Origin of the sequence: Hyalangium sp., assembly GCF_045802625.1 — a bacterium.
GTDB lineage: Bacteria > Myxococcota > Myxococcia > Myxococcales > Myxococcaceae > Hyalangium.
The window spans coordinates 21,297-46,668 of the sequence record NZ_JBJMQP010000042.1 but is presented as its reverse complement, the minus strand read 5'-3'; the positions used below and the strand labels follow the sequence as shown (position 1 = coordinate 46,668).

Sequence of the window (25,372 nt, the reverse complement as noted above, 5' to 3'; positions counted from 1 at the left end):
GATTCGGAAGCCGTCGGGGGGCGTCAAGGAAGGCCACGACGCAATGAGCGATGCGCAAGTTCTTCACTTCTTCGGCGGCAAGGGCGGTGTTGGAAAGAGCACGCTCGCGGCGTCCTATGCGTTGGAGCTGGCTGACAACGCGCCCAAGGAGAAGGTGCTCCTCGTCTCCCTGGATCCGACGCGGTCGCTGTCCGATCTGGTGAAGAAGAAGCTGCCGGCGAAGCCCACGAAGCTGGTGGCCGGCAAGGGCGAGGGGGGCCTGTACGCGGCGGAGCTGGAGCCCGCGGCGCTGCTCAAGGCCTTCGCCGCCAGGTATGTCCCCGCGCTGGAGAAGGCCGCCGGCAAGGGCACGGTGCTGACGGAGGAGGATCTCGGCAAGCTCTTCGCCCAGGCGGTGCCGGGGCTCGAGGAGCTGGTGGGCCTCTTCCAGGTGCTGGAGTTCCTCGAGGGCAAGGAGTTCGACCGCGTCGTCGTCGACACGTCCCCCACCAGCCACACGCTGCGCCTGTTCGATCTGCCCCAGGGCCTGCGCAAGTTCCTGGGCATTGTGAAGGTTGGCGCGGAGAAGGCGGCCTCGGGCGGCAAGGGCAAGAAGGAGGCCGCGCCGGCCGAGGGAAGCTTCCTGGACGAGGTGGCCGCCAAGGCCGAGCGCTTGCTGGCGCTGATCAAGGACGGCACTCGCTCCGCGTTCCACCTGGTGGCGCTGGCCGAGCCGGTGCCCGAGGCGCAGACGCGCATGTACTTCGCGCAGCTGCGCGAGCGCGCCATCCCGGTGGCGGAGATCCTCGTCAACCAGGTGGAGGAGAAGGGCGGCTGTCCTGCCTGTCAGGGCCGCCGGGGCCTTCAAGCGCCGCACGTTCGCAAGTTCCAGGGGCTGGACAAGGCGGTACCGGTGCAGCTCATCGCCAAGCGGGAGCTGGCTCCGCGCGGGCTGGATGGGCTCAAGGAGTTCGCGGGCCAGTGGATGGGCGGCAAGGAGACCAAGGCGCTGGAGTTCTCCGCCGCCGAGGGTCCGCCAGCGCTGGTGCGCGCCCCGTCCATGCCTCCCATCGCCGCGCCGCCGCTGCCTCCCACTCGGCTGATCTTCTTCGTGGGGCAGGGCGGGGTGGGCAAGAGCTCCTGTGCCGCGGCCGCCGCGGTGACGCTGACGGAGAAGGAGGGGCCGGTGCTCCTCATCTCCACGGATCCGGCGCACTCGCTGTCGGACGTGCTGCAGAGCCGCCTCACCGACACCGAGACGCAGGTGAAGGGCACCAAGGGCCTCTACGCCCGCGAGCTGGACGTGAACGGCTGGTTCAACGCCCTGCGCAAGCGCCTGAAGGAGAAGGCGGAGAAGGCCTTCGAGGGCGCTCCGAAGGCGGGCGGGGACGTGCCGGCGGATCTGGCCGCGCTGCGCAACCTGCTGGAGTGCGCGCCTCCGGGCATCGACGAGTTCGCGGCGCTCTCGTGCCTCACGGACGCGCTGGTGCAGGAGCGCTTCAAGCGCATCGTCGTGGACCCGGCGCCCATGATCAACTCCATGCGGGTGGTGGAGCTGGCCGACACGGCGAAGACGTGGCTGGGCGCGCTCCACGCGATCGTGGCCAAGTACAAGTCCAAGGGCCTGGGCGAGCTGGCTGATGACGTGGCCGCCATGCTCAAGCACGTTCAGCGCTTCGAGCAGGCGCTGGCCACCCCCACCGAGTCGCGCTTCGTCGTCGTCACGCGCGGCGAGGATCTGGCGGCCTCGCGCACCGAGCGGCTGGTGGAGTACCTCCAGGCGAAGAAGCTCCATGTGGAGCGGGTGCTCGTCAACCGCGTGGGCCCGAAGTCCACCTGCCCCAAGTGCGAGAACCGCCGCAAGCTGGAGCTGAACGCGGCCAAGGTCATCGAGAAGAAGATCGGCCTGCCTGTCACCATGGCTCCGGCGCTCGGCCGCCACCCAGCGGGCCTGCGCGAACTCAAGGCTTTCCGCACCGCGTGGTACGCCCTCTCCGCCCCGGTGAAGATCAAGGCCGCCTGAGGCGAGCCGGTGTAACGCATGACGCCCCCGTCCTGGCGCTCTTGGAAGCGCGGGAGGGGGCGTCGTCGTTCAGGCCTCGCACTCGGAGGGCGAGTCGGTGAAGCGGCCCAGCTTCTTGAAGGTCAGCGTCCCCTGTGCGTCGAGGCTGCCGGTGTCCGGTTGCTCTCCTGGGAACTGCACCTGCACCTGGGTGCCCTTCACGCTGTAGGTGCCGGTGATTGTTTCGGCCTTCGGCGGGCCTTCGTCCCGTGGAGTCTTTCGGATCAGCACGGCCTTGCCACCCTCCTCGAAGCGCAGCGTCACCAGCGTTCCGTAGGCGCCCACCCCAGGGCCGAACCAGCTCACCTGGCGGAGGATCTCCGGCACGTCCGCCGCTCGTGTGGGCGAACGGCCGAGCAGGCGCTGCCACCCCACCGTGTCCCGAATGGGATCCAGATCCGCGTCCTCCTTGGCCCGCTTGAGCCGCTTGGGGTCCAGCTTCACCGCCGCCGTGAGGTACTGGAGGATGGTCTCCCGGTAGGCGTCGTAGTCGCAGACCTTGCCCTGCTTGCGCAGCACCCCGAGCGTGGCGGCCACGTTGTACTGGGCCAGCGCGTGCTTGGGGTCCGCCTGGGTGGCGGCTCGGAACTTCTCGAGCGCCTCGCCGTACTTGCCTTCCTGGTACAGGCGGAACCCCGTGGTGTTGAGCTCCTTGGCGGACTGCCCCGCCGGAGCTGGCTGGGCGGCGGCCGGCAGGGCCAGGAGCAGGGCGAGCAGCGGGAGGGCCAGGCGCATCATGTCTCTCCGGACGGGAGGCGGCGGGCACGCATTCTACGCACGGCGTAACAGTGGGGGGGTGCGAAGTGGCTTGCGCATTGAACCTCCCTGGGGGCAGGTGCTAGGTCGGCCCCATGGCGACTGGTACTGGCTACGCGCTCGACTTCGAACGCCCGCTCATCGAACTGGAGAAGAAAATCGAGGAACTCAAGGTCCTCTCCACCAGTGGGTCCGTGGACTTCTCCTCCGAGATCTCCAAGCTGGAGAAGAAGGCCAAGAAGCTCCAGACGGAGATCTTCAGCGATCTGTCGCGGTGGCAGGTGGTGCAGCTGTCCCGCCACAACGCCCGGCCCTACTTCCAGGACTACGTGCAGCTGCTGTTCACCGACTTCTTCGAGCTGTGCGGGGACCGGCTCTTTGGCGAGGATCCCTCCATCGTCGGCGGCTTCGCCCGGCTGGATGGCAAGCCCGTCATGCTGATTGGCCACCAGAAGGGCCGCAGCACCAAGGAGAACATGGCGCGCAACTTCGGCATGCCGCGCCCCGAGGGCTACCGCAAGGCGCGGCGGCTGATGGAGCTGGCCGAGCGCTTCGAGAAGCCCATCTTCACCTTCGTGGACACCCCGGGCGCCTACCCCGGCATCGGCGCCGAGGAGCGCGGCCAGGCCGAGGCCATCGCCGTCAACCTGGAGGTCATGAGCCGGCTGAAGGTGCCCATCATCTCCACCGTGATTGGCGAGGGCGGCTCGGGCGGCGCGCTGGCCATCGGCGTGGGCAACCGCGTGCTGATGATGCAGAACAGCGTCTACTCGGTCATCTCGCCCGAGGGCTGCGCCTCCATCCTCTTCCGGGACTCCACGCAGGCGGACAAGGCAGCGGACGCGCTCAAGCTCACCGCCAAGGATCTGCTGGGCATGAAGGTCATTGACGAGGTGGTGCCCGAGCCCGCTGGCGGCGCCCACCGGGATCATCCCAAGACAGCCGAGAACCTGGGCAAGGTGCTGCGCAAGCACCTGAGCGAGCTGGCCGAGCTCACGCCCGACGAGCTGGTGAAGGACCGCTACGAAAAGTTCCGCGCGCTCGGCGTGTTCTCCGGGCGCTGAGGGAGAGTGCGCACGTGAGACCCTTCATCGTCGCCATCGACGGGCCCGCGGGGGCTGGCAAGTCCACCGTGTCCAAGCTGCTGGCGCGGCGGCTCGGGTTCGATCTGGTGGACACGGGCGCCATCTACCGCTGCGTGGCGCTGATGGCCCGTCGCGAGAGCATCGCCTTCGATGACGACGCGCGGCTGGGCGAGCTGCTCGGGCGCATCCGCATCCACTTCCAGGTGGTGGGCGAGGAGAACCACGTCTTCCTGGACGGGCAGGACGTGTCCGGGGAGATCCGCACGCCGGAGAACTCCATGGCGGCCTCGCAGGTGTCCAGCCGGCCAGTGGTGCGCTCGGGGCTGCTGGCGCTGCAGCGGCGGCTGGCGCTGGAGGCGGAGAAGGGCGCCATCCTCGAGGGCCGCGACATTGGCACCGTGGTGTTCCCGGACGCGGACGCCAAGTTCTTCCTGGAGGCCTCGCCCGAGGTGCGCGCCCGGCGCCGCTTCGAGGAGCTCTTCCAGAAGGGCGTGGAGAGCTCGCTCGAGGACGTGCTGTCGGATCAGACCAAGCGGGACAGGGATGACTCGGCGCGAGCCGTGGCGCCGCTCAAGGCCGCCGAGGACGCGGTGCGCATGGACTCCAGCTCCATGCCCCTGTCCGAGGTGGTGCACAAGCTGGAGGATGAGATCCGGCGCCGGCTCGCCCGGCGCGGCGCGTAGCTAGAAGTTCACGCCCTCCGTCGCGGGAGCGGGGACCGTCAACGTCAGCGGAGGCAGCGCCGTCTTGCCGCCGTAGAACGTGCGGTAAAGGTACAGATCCGCCACCACCTGCTTCACGTAGCCGCGCGTCTCGCGGAAGGGGATCTCCTCGACGAAGAGATCCAACGGCAGCGAGCCCTTCTCCTTGGCCCACTTCGCCGTGGCCTTGGGGCCCGCGTTGTAGGCCGCCGCCGCGAGCACCGGGTGCGCGAAGCGCTTCATCAGCTGCCCCAGGTACCAGGAGCCGTAGCGGATGTTGAGGTCCGGCGCGAAGAGATCCGCCGGGTTGGGCTTGGGCTCGGCGAGCTTCTCCGCGATGGCCGTGCCCGTGGGAGGGATGAGCTGCATCAGCCCGCGCGCATCCGCCGCGCTGGCCACTTCGGGGCGGAAGGCGCTCTCGCGGCGCATGATCGCCCAGACGAGGTACGGCTCCACCTCGGCGCGAGTGGCCGCCGACTCCACCGCCGACTCGAACGCTCGGGGATAGAAGGCGGCCAGCGCGTCCGGGGCCCGCTCGCCGAAGGCCCGGCCCCACAGGTGCCGCGCGGCGACGGCGTGGGCATAGCCGTACTCGCCCATGGACAGCAGCGCGTGCACGAAGGGCAAGGCCTGCTCGGGAGAGTGGATGCGCGCGGCGCGGGATTCCACCTCCTCGGCGGCGTCCGGGAAGAGGCCCGCCTGAGTGAGTGCCACCGCCAGCTCCAGCTCCGGCGGACGCGGGACGGTGAGCTGCTTCGGCGGCTCGGGGAAGGCGGGCGGAGGCGTGCGGCCCAGCGCGCGCAGGCGCTCGCTGGCCAGCAGCGCGTAGAAGGAGGCCGGGGCGATGGTGAGCACGCTCTCGTACGCCGGCCCGGTCACGTCCGCCGAAGCGCCGCCCAGCTCCTGGCTCCGAGCCATCCAGTAGCGCGCCTGCGGCACCAGGCTGCTGCGCGGGAAGTTGTCCACCAGCCGGCCCAGCTCGTCGCGAGCCTCGGAGTACTTCTTCAGCTCCAGCAGCGAGAGCGCGTGGAACCACATACCCTCGTCACGCCGCCGCGAGTGCGGGTAGCGCTTCTCGAAGAGGGTGAAGGACTTCACCGCGTCCTCGTAGCGTCCGCCCTGCAGGTCCAGCCAGGCCGCGAAGAAGCCTCCCTCGTCCCCGGCGGGCTGCTTGGACCAGCTCTTGTCCAGCGCGGCCATCAGCTGCCGGGCCTTGTCGTTCTCGTTGGCCCTCAAGGCTCGCCGCGCCGTCACCAGCGCCGCCTCGGCGGCCACCACCGGCGGCCCCTTGCGCGCCTCGGCCAGCGCCTTCTCCGCATCCTCCGCGTGCCCCGTGGCGTACAGCGCCTGCGCCCGGATGAGGGCCACCTCCGCCTTCGGCGCCGGGCCCTTCACCAGCTTGCGCTGCTCCGCTGTCTCCAGCTCCGTCAGCGCGCGAGAGGGTTGACCGCCCTCCAGCAGCGCGCGGGCTCGCTTCAAGTGCTCGGGGAGCGCCAGCCGCACCGGCGGGGTGAGCGCCTCCAGCTTCGCGAGCGCCTCATCCGCGTACGGGTGCGTGGGGTAGCGCAGCGCCACCGCGCGCAGGTCCTCCCGCGCGCCCGCGGCATTGCCCGTGGCGCTGCGAGCCTGCGCGCGCTCGAAGAGCAGCTCCGCGGAGGGCGTCTGGTTCGCGGCCGTCTCCAGCACGGGCATGGCTCGGGCGAACTTGCCGGCCTTCAGCAGCGCCTCGCCCAGCCGGGCTCTCGCGCGGGGCTCCAGCGAGGGTGGCGCCTGCTGCACCGCCAGGGAGAAGGCTCCGGCGGCCCCCTCCGCGTCCCCCGAGTAGAAGAGCGCCTGACCCCGGTAATAAGCGTGGAAGGCCTCCAGCCCCGCAGGAGCCGGGTGCGAATCGAGGAGCTGCCGGGCCTCGGCCACCTCGCCGTCCGAGAGCACCAGCGTGCCTGCCAGGAGCGCCAACCGCGCGGAATCCGGGCACTTGCTGGCATCACAGGCCTTCAGCTCCTCACGGACGAGAGCGCTCGCCTCGGGCCGGTGAAGCCGCACGGCCTCCAGCGTCGCCGGCGCCTGTGCCAGCGCCGCCCCCGAAAAGAGCCCCGCCACCAATCCACTCCACTTCATGGGTCTTGCCTCTCCGCTCTCACCCTGGGCGCACTTTAACGCAAGGCGTTCGGGGGGCATTCCCCCGGCCGGGTATCCTGGGGGTGGTTTGACAGCCGCCCCAACAAGTCCTAGATCGGCGCGCCCAAGAAGGCCTGGAAATGTTCAGCCCCTGTCGCTCGGGTTCCAAGCCGCCAAGGTGAAGTGTCAGGTAGGGAGACATGCTGTCTCGACCCGTTGCGTCACAGCCCAGACCTCATTAGGTTGCGCCGCCACAAGCCGTAGCCCTCTACCGCTGGTAGGGGAGGCCTTCGTAGGTTGCTTCGCTGATTCATCTGAGCTCCGGGGGGGAATTGCTTACCGTGGGAGGGCTCCATTCATGAAGCCGTGTCCGTCTGATCTGCCGCAGACCATCAACCCCGAAGCGGGTCCCAAGCGCGCTGGCGTCGAGAGCCATCGCAATCTGAACTGCCACCACTACGACAACTGCCTCGACGAGGCGGTGCGCCGCGGCTGGCAGTCCTTCTCCTGCATGAAGTGCCCGCTGTACCAACAGGTGGCGCCGCCGCAGATGGGCATCGAGGCCTACGCCACCCAGCGCCGCCCCGTCTAGGTTCACCGGGGCGTGGTGTAGATGACCACCACCCAATACCGGTCCTTGCCGAAGCTCGCCGAGTCTCCGCGGATGATGCCCACGCCCACCTGGTTGTTGCGGGCATCGAGCAGGCTCTTGGACTCGGGCGCGGCGGTGGGATCCTCCGCCACGTAGATATCCACCGCCGCGCTCTTGGCGTCCGGCGCGGCGTGGAAGACACGCTCGTGCACGTTCGAGTCGGGCAGGTGCGCCTTGGGCGTGTCCTGCTTGAGCGCGCGCTTCACATGGTCGGTGGCGATCTGCTCGAGCACCTCGTTGCGCTTGAGCGGCGGCAGCTTGTACTGCTTGCGGATGCCGTCCAGCGCCTTGTACGTCTCCACGAGCGGATCGGCCGTGGCGGGCAGCACGGAGGCGGAGAACACCTCGGTGACGATGGCCTGGGGACGGCCCTCCACCGTCTGGAACGTCACGCCGATGCCCGCGTTGGTGAACTGCGGCGAGAGCAGGTTCTTGCGGTGGCCCGGGCTGTGCTCGATGCCGAAGTGCGCGGACAGCGGGCCCGGCGCCATGCCCAGGTTCTCCCCCGCGCTGCGGTAGGCCGGGCCCGAGGCCGCCATCCGCCCTCGCAGGTCCGAGCCGTCCGGCGCCACGTGGGCGAAGAAGCCCTCGCGCGCCATGCGATCGCTGTAGGCCTGCGCCACCGCATCCAGCGCGGGATCCGGCGTCAAGGCGCTCAGGTTGAACGCGTGGCGCAGGCTGTTGATGCGCTGGAGGATGGCCTGCCGGGCCTCCGGGACGGTGGTGGGCTCGGAGACGGGCTCCTCGTCGCCGCGCTGGCTGGGGCCGCCCACGTCCACCAGGAAGAGGGCCGCCACCTCGGGGCCCTTGGGCGAGCGGCCAATCACCTCCACGGTGTAGCCACCGGCCTTGGGGAACTTGAGCTGCGTGCAGAACTTCTGGCCCACCTCGCGCGTGAGCGGCACCCGGTCCACGTTGCCGTCCGGCAGGGTGACGTACACGTCCGCCCCAGTCATTTGAGGCACCAGCTCGCCGCACAGCTCCTGGGTGGCGCCGGGGCGCGGGAAGTCGCGCGGGAAGCGCTGCAGCTCCGCCTTCCGGTCCGAGAGCAGCAGGAACAGGGCCGCGCGCTCGCCCGCGGTGACCACGCCCACGCCAAAGTGGGTGGCCGGCGCGGTGTTGAAGTCCTTGCGCGCCAGGAAGGTCTCGATGGCGTGGGAGTGGGCCCAGGCGCGGATGACGAAGTGGAAGGGGCTCGGGTCGGCCGCGCCCGAGTCGCTGAGGGCCAGCGTGAGCGAGTGCAGATCCGGCACGCCCGTGGGGTTGCGCGAGCTCAGCGCCTCGCGGGCCAGCCGGCGCGCGGCCTCGGTGAGCGCGGGATCCTGCACGGGCGAGCGGCGCCCCACGCGCTCGAACTCGCGCAGCACGTGCTGGGCGGCCTGCCGCTCCATGGACTCGGGCGTCAGCGGCGCGGCGGCCAGCAGGACGGTGAGGGCGACGGTGAACATCATCCCCCCAGCCGGAACGACAGCGCCTTCACCGTGCCCGCTCCCAGCCGGGCATTGAGCCGCTCGCACAGCGAGGCCTCTTCCAGCGACAAGGTCCGAGCCCACTCGGCGCTCGCCACGGTGACCACCAGCGTGCCGGCTTGAAGGGTGTACGGAGAGGTGTGCCTGGCAATCTGGGGGCCTACTGCCGCGGCCCAGACGGGGGCCAGGGAGTGTCCCTTCCCGGACTCCTCGGCGATACGAGCGAGGATGCGAGGCAGGAGAGATTCCAGGGACTTGGGCTCTTGGCGGGCCATGGTCCGAATCATCGACCGGCGCGGCGGGAAATCCAATGGTGGGATGCGGGGCCTGCGCGCGACAGGCCCCCTGGCTGTCTGTAAGGTCAGGCGAGCTTGTCTGCGAAAGAACACGGAGTGCGCGATGAACCCTGTGGCTCGCCTGGTGCCGCTGCTGGGCCTGCTCTGCATGGGCCCGGCGCTGAATGGCTGTGCGTCAGATGATGGCTCGGAGGCCCCTCGGCCTCCCACGGCGGGAGATACGCCGTGCACGGTGGATCAGGACTGCCCGGATCCGTCGCTGTTCTTCTGCAACACGGCGGCGTCCCGGTGCGAGGCGGCCTGCCGCGCCCGGGAGGACTGTGGCGCGGCGAAGCGGGGCACGTATGCGCTGGCCGAGTGCGACACCAACCCGCTGGGCTGCCAGTGCGACTCGGGCAAGTGCGTGGCGTCGCTGTGCTCGAGGGACGCCGACTGCGGCGCGGGGCTGGCGTGCCGGGATGGGCGGTGCGGGGCGGCTCCGGCGGCGTCGGCCGCGGCGTCCTGCCAGGTGACGCCGGACTTCGTCATCGGCCGCTCGGGGACGCAGGTGCGCTTCGACGTGACGGTGAGTGATGGCGCGGGCAAGCCCGTGGTGCTCACGGAGGGCATCACCTGGGCCGGGGTGGGAGCAGCGGTGACGGGCGCTGGCTCGGGGACGAGCGCCACCTTCACGCTCGAGACACCCGCTCCCTCCTCGGAGGCCGTCGAGGCCCGGGTGGGCTCGGCGAGCTGCCGCGCTCGGGTGACGGTGCTGGCTCCGAAGCTGGACGCTCGTTCGCTGCGCGTGGTGGTGACGGACGAGCTGACCGGACGGCCGCTGCAGGGCGCGGTCGTGGTGGCCGCGGATGCGACGGGCACTCCGATCGGCACGGGCGGGACGGACGCGAGTGGCGTGGCGAACGTGCCCGCCGCGGGCGTGGTGAGCCTCACGGCCTTCCACGCGGACCACGGCTACCTCACGCTGGCGCACTATGACGCGGACGCGGGGACAGGGGAGCTGGTGCTGCCGCTGCGGCGCAATCCGCTGGAGCTCTACGGCGGAGCCCGGGGCACCTTCCGCGACCTGCCGGCCACGTCGAACCTCCACGTGGGCTACGCGGGCCTGTCCATGCCAGGGCTTGGCGAGGAGCTGGCGCCCGAGCAGCTCATGGGCCCCGCGAGCGAGGTGACGGTGAACCTGGGAGGGCTGCCGCGCGAGTGGGTGCTGCCGGCGAACGCGTACCTGGCGTTGCCCTCCAACCCGGTGCGGGCCGAGTACTCGGCGCCCGGAGTGGCGGGAGTGTGTGACGCCAGCCTCGCGGGCATCGCCAACGCCGAGGAATCCATCCGCTCGGGGACATGCGGCACACGGACCGGGTGGGCGCTCGCGGGGGATGTGCCGCCCACGGAGATCCCGCCGAGCCTGCTAGGCCCCACGCTCGACGTGAGCCAGGTGCTCATGCAGAGCATCCCGCTGCTGCGGCGCCTCCAGTCCTCCGTCGTCCGCGACGTGCAGTTCCGGCTGCTTCCCACGCCTGGGGCCGCCAGCGGGGCGCCAGATCTCCACGACACCACGCACTTCGCCTCGGTGGATCATGACTTCCAGCAACTGCCCCTGGGCTTCCAGTTCGCCGTGCGAGTCCCCTCGCTGCCTCGCTACCGCGGCGCCTTCCTGGACGAGGCCTTCGTGCTCGGGACGGTGAGCGTGCCGGGGCGGGGGGGGGTGCCGCTGGGCCTGGGGCTCGCGGTGAACGTGGCTCCGGCGGATCCCAACACGGATGTGCAGGCGGGGCTCCCGGCTCCGGGGCTCGTGAGCGTCCGCATGGCTCCCGCGCACCACGGCCTGGAGGGCAGCGCCTACCGGCTGATCGTCCTCGCCACCTCCCACGCGGGGCTCCATGACGACGCGGCGGCGGGCTCGGCCAGCAGCGCGCTCGTGCAACCCCTGGAGGGGCTCACCTTCGACGCGAAGGGCAGCACGCCGGTGCAGCTCGCCAGCAGCTTCCTGCCCATCCCCGACGGAGCCCGGTACAACTTCGACGCGGCGCCCTACCAGGGCCTGGAGGGCCGCCAGTTCCGCTTCCTGACGGATCCCGGGCTGAGCGGCGCCACGCTGGTGCGCGTGGTCTTCACCAACCGGCAGGGCCACCGCTGGACGGTGCTGCTGGAGCCCTCGCGCGCCACCTCGGGGTTCCGCCTGCCGGTGCCGCCCTCGCCCTTCGAGGACCGGACCTACTCCGGGGATGTCACGGGCACGCGCTCGTTGCTGCTCGTGCAGGCCCTCGCCGCGAGCAGGAGCGATGGCAGCGCGCTCGGCCCGGTGGAGCTGACCGAGTCGGACGACGTGAGCCTCTCGCGGATCAGCGACTTCACCCGCGCCTGGGCCGCGCTCGACTACCGCCGCCCGGAGGTGTCCTGGATCGCTCCCGAAGCGGACGGGCAGAGCGTGTCGCGCGAGTCCACCGTGAAGGTGCGGACCACGGGCTTCCGAGTGGGCAGCGGGCCCACGGATGACGGCTTCGTGCTGCTCTCCTTCTCGGGGGGCACGGGCTGCGAGGGCCAGACGGTGCGCGGAGCCGTGGAGGACTCCCAGGGCCGGGGCGAGGTGGAGCTGAAGCTGCCTTCGGGCTGCTTCGGGTTGGGGGTTTCCCTCACCGCCACGCTGGTGGATCCCTCGGGAGCGCCGCTGCGCCCCTCCGTCTTCAGCACCCGGCGGATCAACCTCCCTTGACCTGAGGGGTAGGGTCCTCCTGTGCACACCTACATCGCCTCCCACTCGTTTCTGGATTTGCAGGCTGTTAGAATTGTTCGGGCATGGCGCAGAACGAGACCGTCGTCACAGCCATTTCGAAGATCTCCGATCGACCGCTGAACCTGGATGCGGCGCTGGTGGTGATCCACGGCGAGGATCTGGGGCGGAAGCACGATCTGAAGCAGGGCGAGACGATCATCGGGCGCTCGTCCAAGGCGGACATCTGCATCGATCAGGAGGCGGTGAGCCGCAACCACGCGGAGATCACCATCTCGAAGAAGGGCGTGCGCATCAAGGATCTGGGCTCCACCAACGGGACGTTCATCAACGACGAGCTGGTGGAGGGCGAGCGGGACCTGCGCAACGGGGACTTGGTGAAGATTGGCCGGACGATCTTCAAGTACATCGCCGGAGGGAACATCGAGGCGGCGTACCACGACGAGATCTACCGGCTGACGACGATGGACGGGCTGACGCAGGTCCACAACCGTCGCTACTTCGATGAGCAGATCGATCGGGAGCTGTCTCGGGCGCGGCGCTACGAGCGGGGGCTGTCGTTGGTGATGCTGGACATCGATCACTTCAAGCAGATCAACGATCAGCACGGGCACCTGGCGGGGGACTACGTCCTCAAGCAGCTGGCGTCGACGGTGCGGACGAAGATCCGGCGTGAGGACGTGTTCGCGCGGTACGGAGGCGAGGAGTTCGCGATCATCCTCCCGGAGATTGAGCTGAAGGGCGCGAAGCAGTTCGCGGAGAAGGTGAGGCAGCTGGTGTCCAAGCAGCTGATCACGTTCGACAAGCAGCACATCCCCGTGACGGTGTCGGTGGGCGTGGCGGTGCTCAAGCCCGAGCACCGCGAGGCGGGGGATCTGGTGGGCGCGGCGGACGCGAAGCTCTACGAGGCGAAGACGGGCGGCCGCAACCGCGTGTGCGGCTGACGGCGGCTCAGGCGAGCGCGGTGGAGGAGCCCGAGCGCCGGTTGGGGTAGGGTGGCGCCGATGTCGATCGCTGAGATGAAAGAGGGCCCTGAGGTGCGCATTCGTGCCGCGGTGTTGGCGGATGCGGCGGTGCTGACGGAGCTCGGGGCGCGCACGTTCCGGGACTCGTTCGCCCAGGACAACACGCCCGAGGACATGGAGGCGTTCCTCTCCACGCACTACCGGCCGGAGCTGCAGGAGGCGGAGCTGAGGGATCCGCGCAACCTGTACCTGCTGGCGGAGGTCTCGGGAGTGCCTGCCGGGTTCGCGCTGCTGCGCGACGGGGTCCGGGAGCAGGGGGTTCAAGCAGAGCGTCCGTTGAACCTGGTCCGGCTGTACGTGGACCGGCCGTACCTGGGAGCGAAGGTGGGGGCGGCGCTCATGGCCCGGTGTCTGGAGGAGGGCCGCGCCCGCGGGCATGACGTGCTGTGGCTGGGCGTCTGGGAGCACAACACCAGGGCTCGCGCCTTCTACTCGCGGTGGGGTTTTGTTGAAGTGGGGGAGATGAGCTTCCTGCTCGGGAGCGATCCGCAGCGCGATCTCGTGCTCACGCTGAAACTCTAAATCAAGTCTATGAAAGGCTTTATCTTGGGCGCGTGAAAGCTTTCACAGCGCTGACTCCCTGCACCGATCAGGATGCTTGCTCAAGGGAGCCATACCTGACTGTAGAGGTTGTTCAGCAGCCCCTCCTTGCGGCCGGCACCGCCGTGCTAGCCTGCGGCCTCTCGAACTTCAGGAGCTTTCATGCGCACCTCGGATGTCTCCATGTGGCTGCGAGCCACTGTGCCGGTCCTCGCTCTGGTCCTCAGCCCGGCTGCCTTCGCGGCCGAGGGCTTTCCCGCTTCGGTGAGCCTGCCCGGGGATGTCACCGTCAAGGATCCCGGCACCCGGGTGACGAACTGGGACTCAGCCGAGTTCCAGATCGGCGAGCAGCAGGTGATGCGGCAGGGGAAGCTGAGCACCGCGTGGCTGGCGTTCCAACCCGAGGGGCACCGGCCCGCCGCGGAAACGTGGAAGGCGTGGGCTCCGCTGCTGGCCAAGGCGGGGTGGAAGGTGGTGGGGCAGCGCGGCGATGAGCTGCATACGCTCTCGCGCAAGGACGGCCCCGTGGAGAGCCTGCTCGCGGTGGAGCTGGGCGACTACGCCGATCCCAAGCTCACCCTGCTCGAGCTCAAGGGCCAGCCCACCCGGCTCACCCTGGCTCCGCCCAGCCCGGCGCCCAAGATCGAGAAGGTCTCCGACACGCAGGACTGGCCCTACCTGGTGCCCTTTCCCGGCGCCAAGCTGACGGCCACCATCGTCGAGGACTCGATGCCCTTCCTCGTCAAGCTGCCGGGCGACGAGTACGCCTCGGTGGTGGCCGACGGCCGCATCCGCAAGGGGTACCGGCCGCCTCCCACGCTCTCGGCCTACGAGTTCGAGGTGTCCATGCGCGATGCGCTGGCCCGCGCTGGCTGGGACGTGCTGCCCGCGTCCGATTCCCAGCACCTCAATGGGCAGGTGGAGGCGCACTACACGAAGAATGGCCGCAACATCTGGGCCTTCCTCGTCCGCGGCGCGGATGACTCGGGCGAGGGACTCACCGTGATGGTGGCGGACATCGGCGCTCAGGACTGGGCCAAGGCGCTGCGGCAGGACTGCCGGCTGACCCTGCTCGGAGTGAACTTCGATTTCAACAAGGCCACGCTCCGGCCGGAGAGCACCTCGGTACTCCAGAAGGCGGCCACCACGCTCCAGTCCCTGCCGCAGCTGAAGATCGAGGTCCAAGGCCACACGGACAACGTGGGCGATGACGCCTACAACGCTCGGCTCTCGGACCAGCGAGCAGAGGCGGTGCGCACCTGGCTGGTGGGGCACGGGGTGGCCGCCGATCGCCTCTCGTCCAAGGGGTATGGCAAGAGCAAGCCCATTGCCACCAATGACAGCGACGAGGGCCGGGCCCGAAACCGCCGCGTCGAGCTGACCTGCGTGCGAGCAGCAGGCGGCAAATAAAGGACTCCTTCACATTGCTCCGAGTTGGAAGGATGCCGGCAAGGAATTGAGTCCATCGGGTGAGTGGGCGGATGCCGAGGCGTAGAGGGGGGCACCCCTCCGCCTCGCCCGGTGCGGGGAGACCCGCGCGGATTTTGTGCATGATTTCCGAGGTCACTGGCTCTCCAAGGGCAGCCTCGGGTTCACGCTCATGGCCTCCACCTGCTGTCTCTTCTCGCCCCTCAGGGAAGACTCATGCCCACGCTCGTCCTTTTGACCGCCATTCTCTCGTCTCTTTCCCCGGAATCGGCGCGCTCCAGCCCATTCCAGCTGCGGGTGGCACCCTCCATGACGCTGCCCGCCCCGCGGGACCCGGCGTTCCACCTGACGGATACGATGGGAAATGAACAGATCAATGACGAGACCGCGAATCGTATCTTCCTCGAATTCCTGGCGGGCACGGCGGTAGGGCTTCTGGGGGGTGGTCTGACAGCCCTGGCGCTGGGCTCCAAGCTCGAGTCGCCCACGTCCCTGGTGATCCCCGTCTCGGTCCTGCTTCTGGGAGGCAGCACGGGGGTCACGCTCGTGGGCTCCATGATGAATGGGCGCGGCAGGTTTGGCTATGCGTTGCTGGGAAGCACCATCAGTTGCGTGGCGCCGCTCATCCTGGGCATCGGGATGATTCACTTCAGCGGCTGTGCAGGCAGCTCCGGCAATGGCTGTGGAGAGATAAAGCCCGTGGTCGCGAGCCTGCTCTGGCTCTTTGTCGTGCCCTCGGTGGGAGCCATGGTGGGGTATGAGCTCTCTGCTCCCAAGTCGTGGCTGTTATTGGCTCGCGCGCCAGAAGAGACGCCGGCTCCGCGGCAATTCGCTCCGGTGCTGTCCCTGGCAAGCCAGGGTTTGGGCGCCACGGTAGGCCTTGCCGGAACGCTGTAGCGCCGCCTCGAGGAGCGTGAGATGAGGCAGGCTCTCGTATTCGTGGTGATGGTGGCGGTTGTCTTCCGTGGAGCGGAGGGGAGGGCGGACGAGGCGACTCGGCCGGAGGTGCGGCTGCAGCCGGCGCAGACGGCTTACGATCGGGCGAAGGCGCTCTATGAGGCGGGCAAGTACGCCGATGCCATTGCGCAGGGCGAGATGGCGTTGCGAGAGGCGGTGCTCGGGGGAAGGAAGCCCCAGCTCGCCGAGCGTCTGGACTGGTTGGGTGTTCTCTACGGGCTTCAGGGGGACTACGCCCGGGCTGAACCGCTGCTTCAGCGCGGGCTCGAGCTCCGTGAGACGGTCTTGGGCCCAAACCACCCGGACGTGGCTCAGACGCTCAACCACCTGGCCAACCTCTACCGAGGCCGAGGAATGTACGGTCGAGCCGAGCCGCTCTATTCACGCGCGATTGCCATTCAAGAGGCGGCGCTGGGCCCGAACCATCCGGACGTGGCCCAGACGCTCAACAGCCTCGCTCGATTCTACGCGGAGCAGGGGCTGTATGGCCGTGCCGAGCCTCTCTATGAGCGCGCGCTGGACATCGTCGAGGCGGCCCTGGGCAAGGCTCACCCCGACGTCGCCATGGTGCTCACCAGTCGTGCCCAGCTGTATGCGGCCCAGGGGCTGTATGACCAGGCCAGACCGCTCTATGAGCGCGCGCTGGTCATCGTCGAGGCGGCCTTGGGCAAGAACCACCCCGATGTGGCTACCTCACTCAACAACCTCGCCACCTTTTGCCTGTCCCAGGGAGAGTACGCTCGGGCCGGGGCGCTCTCCGAGCGCGCGCTTGCCATTGAGGAGGCGGTGCTCGGCAAGGACGACTCCCGCCTGGCCATCTCCCTGAACAATCTCGCCCTGGCCTACGCGGGGCAGGGGCTGCTCAGCCGCGCCGAGCCGCTCTATGAGCGCGCGCTCGCCATCCGGCAGGCGGCGCTGGGCAGGAACCATCCCTCCGTCGCCGAGCTGCTCCATAACTTCGCCCTGCTGCGTCTGGCTCAGCACCGCCGCGCTGATGCCCTGCCGCTCTTGATGCGAGCGTTCGCCATTCCCGAATTGCTCCTCCGGAGGAAGACGCTCAGCTTCTCCGAGTCACGGCTGGCCCGTTTCCTCGAGCAGCTGCGTGCCGACGAGGACCTGCTCTACGCGCTCTTGCGGATGCAGCTGGACAATCCCGACGTACAGCGCGCGGCGCTGGCCGCCGTGCTCCTGCGCAAGGGCCGCTCTCTGGAGGAGACCGCTGAGATCTCCCGCGCCGTCTACCGGAGCCTCAGCGCTCAGGACCGTAGGGCCTTTGAGCAGCTCCGCAGCGTGCGCACCCAACTGGCGACCCTGTCATTCCAGGGGGACGGCTCGCTCTCTCCCCGGGATTATCAGCGGCGGCTCCAAGAGCTCGCCACCCAGGGGGACGCTCTCGAGGCGGATCTGGCCACGCGCTCGGCCAGCCTGCGCGCGCTGACCACGCTGCCGCCTCCCGAGGACATGGTCGACCGCGTCGCAGCGGCGCTTCCTCGGGACAGCGCCCTCGTCGAGTTCGTCGCCTATACGGACCGCGCGCTCCAGCGAAAGTCCGGCGCGCCCAGCGAGCGGCTCCCCGGTCAGCTCCGCTACATGGCGCTGGTGCTCTCGGACTCGGGAGCCACCTGCGTGAGCGATCTGGGGAGCACCGAGCCCATCGATCGCGTCGCCTCGCTGCTGCGCTCGGCCCTGGCGCGTCGCGACAAGGAGTACCTGGCCCCCGCGCAGACGCTCTATCGGCTCGTCTTCCAACCCTTGCTGATGTGCCTGGGCGACACCCACCATGTCTTCCTCTCGCCCGAAGGCCAGCTGGGTCTCGTGCCCTTTGCCACCTTGCACGATGGCCAGCAGTTCCTCGTCGACACCTACGACTTTACGTACCTCACCTCGGGCAAGGATCTGCTGCCACGCACCCAGCAGATTGAGCCGTCGAGCTCGGTGGTCGTCCTCGCGGACCCGGACTGGAGCGCCTTGCCTCAGGCCTCTGCCGAAACGCTCGAGGAGGCGCCGGAGCTGGCCGAACGCGCTCCGTCGCTCGATCAGCTGTTCTCCACGCTGCGCACCAACCTGTCGCACCGGCCCTGGGCCCCGCTGCCGGGCAGCCGCAAGGAGGCCCAAGCCATCCAGCACATGTTTCCCCAGGCCCAGCTCTACCTTGGGCCTGAGGCGACGAAGGAGCGCCTGCTGCACGTGTCCGCCCCGGGGGTGCTGCACATCGCCACCCACGGCTTCTTCCTTGACGAGACTTCGCCCCCTGAGGACTCCAGGGCCGCGGTCAACTTCGGCGGCCTGGGAGACGATGTTCTCGCCCCACGCCCGCCGGATCCGCTGTTGCGCTCGGGGCTCGTTCTGGCTGGCGCGCAGGCTCCCGCTCCCGAGGACTCTGGCGCAGCCAGCCACTCCCTGGACAGCGCGCTGGTGACGGCGCTGGAGTTGGCGGGTTTGAACCTGTGGGGCACCCAGCTGGTCGTCCTGTCCGCGTGTGACACCGGCAGAGGGGACGTGAGGCTGGGACAAGGCGTGTATGGGCTGCGCCGGGCCTTCGTCGCGGCGGGAGCGGAGACGGTCGTCATGAGCTTGTGGGAGGTGAACGACGAGACGACCCGCGAGCTGATGGAGGCCTACTACCGCAACCTGCTGGCGGGGCAGGGGCGCGCCAGCGCGCTGCGCGAGGCGATGCGCGCACTGCGGTTGACTCAACCTCACCCCCACTACTGGGCGCCCTTTATCGCCCTGGGCCAGGAGACTCCTCTGCGCGCGTTGGCGCCTGGTTCCTCAGAGCTACCGAAGCGATAAGGAGCTTCCGCGCTTCCGTTGCGGCTTGTTCGTGGGGCTGGATCGTCTCTTGGGTTGGGTCGTTTTCCTGGCAGCCTTGCGGCTCTTAGCTCCGGGCACGATCTCACGGTTCTCATCGTGGAACTTCTTGACGAGAGCCATCGCATTCATAAGCGAATCCACGGGCCCTTCACCGAAGACCGGCGTAATCTTGGTCAGGTATCCTTCGATCATGACGGGTGAATACCAACAACGCTCCTGAGGGAAGTGGACAGGTCGCCCTATCGTGAGTCTTGAAATACGCCGCTTGCCCTGAGGATCGATGTATCTCCAGTGGTCATCCGCGATGGGATCTTCGATCCTGCTCAATTTCGGGCGCCAATCATTATCAGGCACGAGTCACCTCAGTGGCGGGGTTTCGCAGGGGGACCGAAGTAAGCATTGCAGAAGATGATGCCTCACTTCCGGCCTCGCACGCCTGCGTGCACGCAAGTGACTTCCAAGGGTCTTTGATGGTCGGCTCATGTTCGTCGTGTGGAGTTTCTGGCGGCCGATCCGAGGTCAAGGCCATCTCTGTAGACGGCGATATTGGCGAAGGCTTTGAATCAGGAACCGGCGCACACGCCAAGAGGAGGGTGCCGACAGAGAATGCATGAAGTCGGGTCATGAGGTCCCACCAACATATGGGGGGCATGCTCAGCGGCCAACCGTCGACGGCGCATCAGAGTTGATGGGGGCTCGGTGTGGAGGCCGCCGTGACGCACGAGCACACCCGCGCTCCGAGCTATCTCGCCTGCCTGGCTTGGGACACACTGCGCGCCATGCGCAACCTGCTTCGTTTGGTGGCCCTGGCCTCCATCGCCCTCCTCAGCGCGTGCGGTGCCCGGCAGTCTCTCCCCGCCGCGCCGCCCGCCTCCACTCCGGTGCCGCAGCCCACCGCGGCCGAGGAGGCCCGCCCCGACGGCAGCCGCACCTTCCGCTTCGCGCGCACCCAGCCGCTGCCCAGCTACCTCATCGCCTTCGGCGTGGGCCCCTTCGACTTCCTCCCCGCCGCCGACGCCGGGCAGAAGAAGGTGAAGACGCGCATCATCACCCCACGCGGCCGCGCTGTGGAGGGCACCTACGCCGCCGAGGTGACACCCCAGATCCTCGCCGCGCTGGAGAGCTACTTCGGCATCCCCTACGCCTACGAGAAGCTGGACGTGCTCGCGCAGCCAGTGCTCAGCGGCGCCATGGAGCACCCGGGCCTGGTGACGTTCAACCCGCGCTCTCTCCTCTCCAAGCCGGAGGAGGACACCCTCCAGCGCCAGCGCCGCTTCGCCCAGACGCAGGTGCACGAGCTGGCGCACCAGTGGCGCCTTCTGCGACGCGGACCGGCGCCAGCAGGTGGCTGGCTTCTTCACCGAGCGCAACGCGCATGCGCCGGGAGGACCCCGGGTGCTGGCCCAGGTGTTGGAGCGCGTGGATCAGTGCATCGCGCTGAAGGCGGCGCAGGGCGGCAGCATCCAGTCCTTCCTCGACCAGCGCTCCACGCCGCGCCCGCCACAGACGCCCATCACGCGTTAGTCCAGTGGAGCCTGGCTCACCAGACGCGCACGCGCTTCTCGGGAGCGAGGTAGAGCCCCTGTCCGGGCTTGACGTCGAAGGCCTGGTACCAGGCATCGATGTTGCGCACGGTCGCGACACGGAACTGGCTCGGGGCGTGCTCGTTCGTCAGCAGCAGGCGGCGCAGGAGCTGCTCGCGGTACTTGTTGCGCCAGACCTGACTGAAGCCGAGGAAGAAGCGCTGGTCGCCTGTAAAGCCGTCGAGCACGGGCGCCGCTTTTCCTCCCAATGAGCGCTTGTAGGCGTCGTAGGCGATCGACACGCCGGCGACATCGGCGATGTTCTCCCCGAGGGTCAGCTCGCCATTCACCGACAGGTCGGGCAGCGCGCGGTAGGCGTTGAACTGGGCGGCCAGCGCCTCGCCCGCGGCCTTGAACTTCGCCGCGTCCTCCTTCGTCCACCAGTTCGCCAGCTTGCCCTTCGCGTCGAACTGCGCGCCGGTGTCGTCGAAGCTGTGCACGATCTCATGCCCGATGACCGCGCCGATGCCGCCGTAGTTCACCGCCGGGTCGGCGTTCGGGTCGAAGTAGGGCGGCTGGAGGATGGCCGCGGGGAAGATGATGGAGTTCTGCTGCGGAGAGTTCAGCGCGTTCACGAGCTGCGGCACCATGAACCACTCGGATCGATCCACGGGCTGGCCGAGCTTGTTCAGGTTGCGCCGGTACTCGAAGCGCGAGGCGCGGTCGGCGTTGCCGTAGGCGTCCCCGCGGATGATCTCCAGCCCCGAGTAGTCACGCCACTTCGCCGGGTAGCCGATGCCGACCTGGAGGGTGGACAGCTTCTCCTTCGCGCGGGCCTTCGTCTCCGGGGTCATCCACGTGAGCGCGTCGATGTGCTGGCCGAGCGCCGCGATGATGTTGCGCACCATCCTCTCGGCCTCCGCCTGGGTCTCCGGCGGGAAGTACTTCGCGACGTAGAGCTTGCCGATGGCCTCGCCCATCGCCTGGCTGGTGAAGTCCACCCCGCGCTCCCATCGCGCGCGCTGCTGCTGCGCGCCGGAGAGCACGCGGCCGTAGAACTCGAAGGACTCATCCACGAAGGCCTTGGACAGGAAGGGCGCGGCGCGATCGAGGGCGTGGAAGATCAGGTAGTCCTTCCAGACCGGGAGCGGCTCGCTGCCAGCGAGCTTCGCGATGCCCATGATCGCGCTCGGCTGCCAGACGCCGAAGTCACGCTGCTTCCCGAGGTCCGCGGCGCCGAAGTAGGCGTCCCAGTCGAGCCCCGGGGCGCGCTGCGCGAACTGATCTCGAGGCCAGGGGTTGTTGGTCTTGGTGATGTCCTGCGTATCCACCTGAGTCCAGTGGGCCTGCGCGATCTTTCGCTCGAGCTCGAAGATGCCGCGGGCTCGGGCGTCGGCATCCGAGAGGCCCGCAAGGCGCAGCATGGCGACGATGTGCTGCTGGTACTTCTGGCGCACCTCCGTGAGCTTGGCGTCCTCGGAGAGGTAGTAGCTGCGATCCGGCATGCCCAGGCCGCCCTGGAACAGATAGGCGATGTAGCGCGACGGATCGTTGAGATCCTGGGTGACCCAGAGGCCGAAGAGCCGGCTGGTGGTGAGATCACCCGTGTTGAGCGCATCGATGTCGGCGCGCAGGGTATCGCCCAGAGTGGCGGCGAGTTCCTTCCGGTTGGCGATGGCGTTGATGCGCTGGAGCTCGGGCTGGAGCGGCGCCAGGCCCCGCGTCTCGATGGCTGCCTCATCCATGAAGCTGGCGAAGAGATCCCCCAGCTTTCGGACCTCGCCGCCGGCCGGGGCGCCAGCGCGCGTGGCTTCCTCGATCAGCTCGCGGGTGCGCCGGCTCGCCTCTTCCGCGAGCACGGTGAAGGTGCCGAAGCTGGAGCGGTCCGCCGGGATCTCGGTCTTCTGGAGCCAGGTGCCGTTGACGTAGCGGTTGAAGTCGTCACCGGGCGCGACGGACGGGTCCATCCCCGCGGTGTCGACGCCGAAGCTGCCGTAGGTGGGTTTCGCGGAAGAGGCCGAGGCGGGTGAGGTGGCCTGCTGCGTCGAAGCGGCCGCCTTGTCCAGTGGCGCGGAGGTGGCACACGCGGCAAGCCAAGTGGAGGCACTGGCCGCGAGCACCACGCGTACGGCGCCCGGGATACGTCTGAAGCGAGAGAGCATAGGAGTGTGAGGGTCCTGGGTCGGGGATCGAACAGGCCACCCAACGGACAGACCGGCTGCTTAATCCATCGTGAGCGGGATCGACACTCCCTGGGCGTTAGCGACTGGGTGTGAGCGCGCTCCAGGCGCAAGGTGACCGGGCGGGGTAGTCGCGCCATGGCACAGCGTGTTAAGTTTTTGCGCAAACAGCTGAGCCCAGCGCTTCGCGAGCTCGGTGCTGTTCCGCCGCGCGCTGGCCCGGATGTTGAGTGGTCAGCATCGGGTGACGGTGGTGGACAGGTTGCTGGGACGGGTGCTGCGAGAGCATGAGGTGCCCCTGGACGCGGCCAGCCCCTCGAACTGAGTGGGAATTTCGTGGGCAAGCGGCCCGCGAGGCTTTATCAGTGCACTCCAGTTCATCACCCCAGGCCCTCGCCCAGCGGTGGACGGCTGCCGCGAGAGCCCCTGAGCACCGGAGCCACTGAGAGTGCCTCCGATGCAGCTACGGAGTGTCCGTGTCCTCTGAGTCACGACAGGTTCAGCCGCAACTTGGCCCGAATGGAGAGGGGACGGATGGCAAGGCCTTGGCCTCGGCGATGCCGCAGACGCCCGTGGAGCGCCTCTCCCATCGGCTGGTGCCTTGGCTGATCCACCACCGGCGTGGCGTGCTCGTGGGCGCGATCTTGCTGGGCCTGGTGGGCATCTTTTTCTCGGTGCGCCTGTATGGCGACCTGCGCAGCGAGGTGGAGGAGCTGCTGCCCTCGGACGCGCCGAGCGTGGTTGCCGCCAAGCGCTGGGGTCCCAAGCTGCACTCCGTGACGCACCTGTCGGTGGTGCTGGAGGGCAAGGACCCCAAGGGCCTGCAGCGCTTCGCCGAGGCGCTCGCCGCGCGGCTCAAGGCGTTGCCTCCGGATCAGGTGGAGGCGGTGGAGTACCGCACGGACGCCGACGCGGAGTTCCTCAAGCGCTTCGGGCTGCTCTACGCCGACAAGGCGGACTTGCGCACGGTGCTCGAGCGCATCCGGGCCCGGGTGTCGTGGGAGAAGCGCCACGCCAACCCGCTGCTGGTGGATCTGCTGGGGGAAGAGGAGCAGCCGCCGTCGCTGGACTTCAGCGATCTGGAGAAGAAGTACTCCGCGGGCCAGAACGCGCTCTCGCACTTCCGGGATGGCTACTACCAGACGCCCGAGGGCAACCTGCTGGCGCTGCTCATCCGGCCGCCGGAGGTGGCCTCCGGCTACTCCTTCAACAAGAAGCTGCTCGATCACGTGCGCAAGGAGATCAAGGAGCTCGATCCGCACTCCTTCGATCCCACCATGAAGGTGGGCTACACCGGTGAGGTGCCCTCGCTGGTGGAGGAGCAGGAGTCCTTGATGGAGGACCTGGTGTCTTCCACCGTCGTGGTGCTGGTGTTCGTGATGGCGGCGCTGTGGCTCTTCTTCCGCCACTGGCCCGCCATTGGAGCCATCTTCGGCTCGCTGGCGGCCGGCTGTGCGGTGACCTTTGGCCTGTCCTACTTCCTGGTGGGCCACCTCAACGCGAACACGGCGTTCCTGGGCTCCATCGTGGTGGGCAATGGCATCAACGTGGCCATCATCATCGTGGCCCGCTACCTGGAGGAGCGCAGGGCGGGGACGCCGGTGAATGAGGGCATCCGGGTGGCCTGGCGCAGCACCCTGGCGGCCACCTTCGTGGCGGCGTTCGCGGCGGGGCTCGCCTACCTGTCGCTCGCGGTGACCAACTTCCGAGGCTTCAACCAGTTCGGCATCATCGGCGCGGTGGGCATGGCCACCTGCTGGGTGTCGGCGGTGGTGCTGCTGCCGCCGCTCCTGGCGGTCGTCGAGGCGTGGAGGCCCCTGAACATCTCCGACACTCGCCCCGAGTCGCGGGTGTGGACCTGGCTGAGCCAGGTGGTGGTGCGCCGGCGGGCCCTGCTGCAGGGGATCTCGCTGGTGCTGGTCGCGCTGAGCACCGTCGCGGTGCTGCGCTACCGGGGCGAGCTCATCGAGTACGACGTCATCAAGCTGCGCTCCCAGCGGAGCATCACGCAGGGCGCCGTCTACTGGGGCCACCGGCTGGATCAGATCTTCAAGATCTACCTCACGCCCGTGGTCATCATGGGAGACACCCCGGAGGATCTCGACAAGGTGATCTCCACGCTGGAGAAGCGCCGCGCCGAGCTCGGGCCGAACGATCCGCTGCGCGAGGTGCGGACGATCCACACGGCCATCCCCTTCGAGCAGGACCAGAAGATCCCCTTGCTCAAGGAGCTGCGGGCCGAGTTGACCGATGAGCGCATCGCGCAGCTCAGCCCGGAGCAGCGCGCGAAGGTGGAGCAGTTCCGTCCCCCTGAGGACGTGCGGCCGGTGACGCTCCAGGATCTGCCGAAGACCGCGCGGCTGGCCCTCACCGAGCGGGACGGCACGGTGGGGCGGGTGGCGCTCGCGTTCCCGCGCAAGGTGGGCTCGCTGGACTCCAGGGACCTCAACGAGATCAAGGCGCTGGTGCGCGGGTCCATCCAGGAGTCCGGAGCGCATGCCCAGGCGGTGAGCCAGTCGCTGCTGTTCGCGGACATCGCCTCCGCCATCATCCAGGACGGGCCCATGGCGACGGGGATCGCGCTTGGGGTGGTGGCTCTGCTCGTCATCCTGGTGTTCCGGAGCGTGGTCCCCATCACCGCGGTGCTCTCGGGGCTGTTGCTCGGCGTGGTGTGGCTCATTGGGGTGGGCGCGGCGTTCCACGTGAGGGTGAACTTCCTCAACTTCGTGGTGCTGCCCATCACCTTCGGCATCGGCGTGGACTATGCGGTGAACATCGTTCAGCGCTACCGGATTGAGGGCCGTGGCTCGCTGCCGCGGGTCATCCGCGAGACGGGCAGCGCGGTGGCGCTCTGCTCGTGCACCACGATCATCGGCTACGCGTCGCTGCTGGTGGCGGACAACCGGGCGCTGGCGGGCTTCGGGTTGCTCGCCTCGCTGGGAGAGCTCACCTGCATCAGCGCCGCGCTGTTCGCGCTGCCCGCGTGGATGATCTTCCGGGAGCAGCGGCTGAAGCCCAAGGCCGCCGCGTGATGGGCTGGCCGAGGACCGAGCAGTAGC

General features: G+C 68.7%; 18 protein-coding genes. 13 read left to right on the top strand and 5 right to left on the bottom strand.

Annotation, left to right across the window (positions count from 1 at the left end; all coding sequences use genetic code 11):
* The first annotated feature begins 43 nt into the window (after positions 1 to 43).
* Positions 44 to 2,002: an ArsA family ATPase gene (locus ACJ8AT_RS07820; RefSeq protein WP_407737003.1), complete on the top strand. Its 1,959-nt coding sequence runs from the start codon at positions 44 to 46 to the stop codon at positions 2,000 to 2,002.
* 69 nt (positions 2,003 to 2,071) lie between these two features.
* Here the strand turns inward: ACJ8AT_RS07820 and ACJ8AT_RS07815 are convergent, their stop codons facing one another.
* The gene (locus ACJ8AT_RS07815) at positions 2,072 to 2,779 is read right to left on the bottom strand and encodes a hypothetical protein (RefSeq protein WP_407737002.1); all 708 of its coding nucleotides are present in this window, start codon (positions 2,777 to 2,779) and stop codon (positions 2,072 to 2,074) included.
* A gap of 113 nt (positions 2,780 to 2,892) precedes the next feature.
* Between ACJ8AT_RS07815 and ACJ8AT_RS07810 the strand changes: the two genes are divergently transcribed.
* Both ACJ8AT_RS07810 and cmk read left to right on the top strand, forming a co-directional pair.
* Complete coding sequence (locus ACJ8AT_RS07810) at positions 2,893 to 3,861, top strand: acetyl-CoA carboxylase carboxyltransferase subunit alpha (RefSeq protein WP_407737001.1); 969 nt, start codon at positions 2,893 to 2,895, stop codon at positions 3,859 to 3,861.
* Between the two features lie 14 nt (positions 3,862 to 3,875).
* Positions 3,876 to 4,565: a (d)CMP kinase gene (cmk, locus tag ACJ8AT_RS07805; RefSeq protein ID WP_407737000.1), complete on the top strand. Its 690-nt coding sequence runs from the start codon at positions 3,876 to 3,878 to the stop codon at positions 4,563 to 4,565.
* On the opposite strand, the gene ACJ8AT_RS07800 is transcribed toward cmk, so the two are convergent.
* Positions 4,566 to 6,701, bottom strand: coding sequence for a transglycosylase SLT domain-containing protein (locus ACJ8AT_RS07800; protein ID WP_407736999.1), 2,136 nt, complete (start codon positions 6,699 to 6,701; stop codon positions 4,566 to 4,568). It abuts the gene before it with no gap.
* A gap of 358 nt (positions 6,702 to 7,059) precedes the next feature.
* On the opposite strand from ACJ8AT_RS07800, the gene ACJ8AT_RS07795 reads away from it, so the two are divergent.
* On the top strand, positions 7,060 to 7,293 hold the full coding sequence (locus ACJ8AT_RS07795; RefSeq protein ID WP_224240941.1) for a hypothetical protein: 234 nt from the start codon (positions 7,060 to 7,062) through the stop codon (positions 7,291 to 7,293).
* Positions 7,294 to 7,295: 2 nt separating this feature from the next.
* Here the strand turns inward: ACJ8AT_RS07795 and ACJ8AT_RS07790 are convergent, their stop codons facing one another.
* Both ACJ8AT_RS07790 and ACJ8AT_RS07785 read right to left on the bottom strand, forming a co-directional pair.
* Positions 7,296 to 8,804 carry a CAP domain-containing protein gene (locus tag ACJ8AT_RS07790; RefSeq protein WP_407736998.1) on the bottom strand — a complete coding sequence of 503 codons (1,509 nt, stop codon included), beginning with the start codon at positions 8,802 to 8,804 and terminating at the stop codon, positions 7,296 to 7,298.
* Complete coding sequence (locus ACJ8AT_RS07785; protein ID WP_407736997.1) at positions 8,801 to 9,097, bottom strand: DciA family protein; 297 nt, start codon at positions 9,095 to 9,097, stop codon at positions 8,801 to 8,803. The genes ACJ8AT_RS07790 and ACJ8AT_RS07785 overlap by 4 nt, the downstream gene beginning before the upstream one ends.
* Positions 9,098 to 9,221: 124 nt before the next feature.
* Here ACJ8AT_RS07785 and ACJ8AT_RS07780 point away from each other — a divergent pair, with 124 nt between their 5' ends.
* The 7 genes from ACJ8AT_RS07780 (at position 9,222) to ACJ8AT_RS07750 (ending at position 20,187) form a co-directional block, all read left to right on the top strand.
* The gene (locus ACJ8AT_RS07780) at positions 9,222 to 11,828 is read left to right on the top strand and encodes a dickkopf-related protein (protein ID WP_407736996.1); all 2,607 of its coding nucleotides are present in this window, start codon (positions 9,222 to 9,224) and stop codon (positions 11,826 to 11,828) included.
* Between the two features lie 83 nt (positions 11,829 to 11,911).
* Positions 11,912 to 12,790: a diguanylate cyclase gene (locus ACJ8AT_RS07775; protein ID WP_407736995.1), complete on the top strand. Its 879-nt coding sequence runs from the start codon at positions 11,912 to 11,914 to the stop codon at positions 12,788 to 12,790.
* 93 nt (positions 12,791 to 12,883) lie between these two features.
* Positions 12,884 to 13,393, top strand: a complete 510-nt coding sequence (locus tag ACJ8AT_RS07770; RefSeq protein WP_407736994.1) for an N-acetyltransferase family protein — start codon at positions 12,884 to 12,886, stop codon at positions 13,391 to 13,393.
* A 180-nt stretch (positions 13,394 to 13,573) separates the two neighbouring features.
* The gene (locus ACJ8AT_RS07765; RefSeq protein ID WP_407736993.1) at positions 13,574 to 14,821 is read left to right on the top strand and encodes an OmpA family protein; all 1,248 of its coding nucleotides are present in this window, start codon (positions 13,574 to 13,576) and stop codon (positions 14,819 to 14,821) included.
* A 234-nt stretch (positions 14,822 to 15,055) separates the two neighbouring features.
* Positions 15,056 to 15,736: a hypothetical protein gene (locus ACJ8AT_RS07760; protein ID WP_407736992.1), complete on the top strand. Its 681-nt coding sequence runs from the start codon at positions 15,056 to 15,058 to the stop codon at positions 15,734 to 15,736.
* Positions 15,737 to 15,757: 21 nt separating this feature from the next.
* Entirely contained in the window at positions 15,758 to 18,589 is a 2,832-nt protein-coding gene (locus ACJ8AT_RS07755; RefSeq protein WP_407736991.1) for a tetratricopeptide repeat protein, read from the top strand.
* Positions 18,590 to 19,323: 734 nt separating this feature from the next.
* Entirely contained in the window at positions 19,324 to 20,187 is an 864-nt protein-coding gene (locus ACJ8AT_RS07750) for a M1 family aminopeptidase (RefSeq protein WP_407736990.1), read from the top strand.
* Here ACJ8AT_RS07750 and ACJ8AT_RS07745 read toward each other — a convergent pair.
* Positions 20,151 to 22,295, bottom strand: a complete 2,145-nt coding sequence (locus tag ACJ8AT_RS07745) for a M13 family metallopeptidase (protein WP_407736989.1) — start codon at positions 22,293 to 22,295, stop codon at positions 20,151 to 20,153. The genes ACJ8AT_RS07750 and ACJ8AT_RS07745 overlap by 37 nt on opposite strands.
* A gap of 214 nt (positions 22,296 to 22,509) precedes the next feature.
* On the opposite strand from ACJ8AT_RS07745, the gene ACJ8AT_RS07740 reads away from it, so the two are divergent.
* Entirely contained in the window at positions 22,510 to 22,638 is a 129-nt protein-coding gene (locus tag ACJ8AT_RS07740) for a hypothetical protein (protein ID WP_407736988.1), read from the top strand.
* A gap of 220 nt (positions 22,639 to 22,858) precedes the next feature.
* The gene (locus tag ACJ8AT_RS07735; RefSeq protein ID WP_407736987.1) at positions 22,859 to 25,345 is read left to right on the top strand and encodes an efflux RND transporter permease subunit; all 2,487 of its coding nucleotides are present in this window, start codon (positions 22,859 to 22,861) and stop codon (positions 25,343 to 25,345) included.
* The last annotated feature ends 27 nt before the right edge of the window (positions 25,346 to 25,372 follow it).

Coding starts and splice junctions, on each gene's coding strand:
- ACJ8AT_RS07755 (WP_407736991.1), top strand. CDS start 15,758: ATGAGGCAGGCTCTCGTATTCGTGGTGATGGTGGCGGTTGTCTTCCGT.
- ACJ8AT_RS07790 (WP_407736998.1), bottom strand. CDS start 8,804: ATGATGTTCACCGTCGCCCTCACCGTCCTGCTGGCCGCCGCGCCGCTG.
- ACJ8AT_RS07820 (WP_407737003.1), top strand. CDS start 44: ATGAGCGATGCGCAAGTTCTTCACTTCTTCGGCGGCAAGGGCGGTGTT.
- ACJ8AT_RS07775 (WP_407736995.1), top strand. CDS start 11,912: ATGGCGCAGAACGAGACCGTCGTCACAGCCATTTCGAAGATCTCCGAT.
- ACJ8AT_RS07795 (WP_224240941.1), top strand. CDS start 7,060: ATGAAGCCGTGTCCGTCTGATCTGCCGCAGACCATCAACCCCGAAGCG.
- ACJ8AT_RS07810 (WP_407737001.1), top strand. CDS start 2,893: ATGGCGACTGGTACTGGCTACGCGCTCGACTTCGAACGCCCGCTCATC.
- ACJ8AT_RS07780 (WP_407736996.1), top strand. CDS start 9,222: ATGAACCCTGTGGCTCGCCTGGTGCCGCTGCTGGGCCTGCTCTGCATG.
- ACJ8AT_RS07765 (WP_407736993.1), top strand. CDS start 13,574: ATGCGCACCTCGGATGTCTCCATGTGGCTGCGAGCCACTGTGCCGGTC.
- ACJ8AT_RS07745 (WP_407736989.1), bottom strand. CDS start 22,295: ATGCTCTCTCGCTTCAGACGTATCCCGGGCGCCGTACGCGTGGTGCTC.
- ACJ8AT_RS07785 (WP_407736997.1), bottom strand. CDS start 9,097: ATGGCCCGCCAAGAGCCCAAGTCCCTGGAATCTCTCCTGCCTCGCATC.
- ACJ8AT_RS07760 (WP_407736992.1), top strand. CDS start 15,056: ATGCCCACGCTCGTCCTTTTGACCGCCATTCTCTCGTCTCTTTCCCCG.
- ACJ8AT_RS07800 (WP_407736999.1), bottom strand. CDS start 6,701: ATGAAGTGGAGTGGATTGGTGGCGGGGCTCTTTTCGGGGGCGGCGCTG.
- ACJ8AT_RS07815 (WP_407737002.1), bottom strand. CDS start 2,779: ATGATGCGCCTGGCCCTCCCGCTGCTCGCCCTGCTCCTGGCCCTGCCG.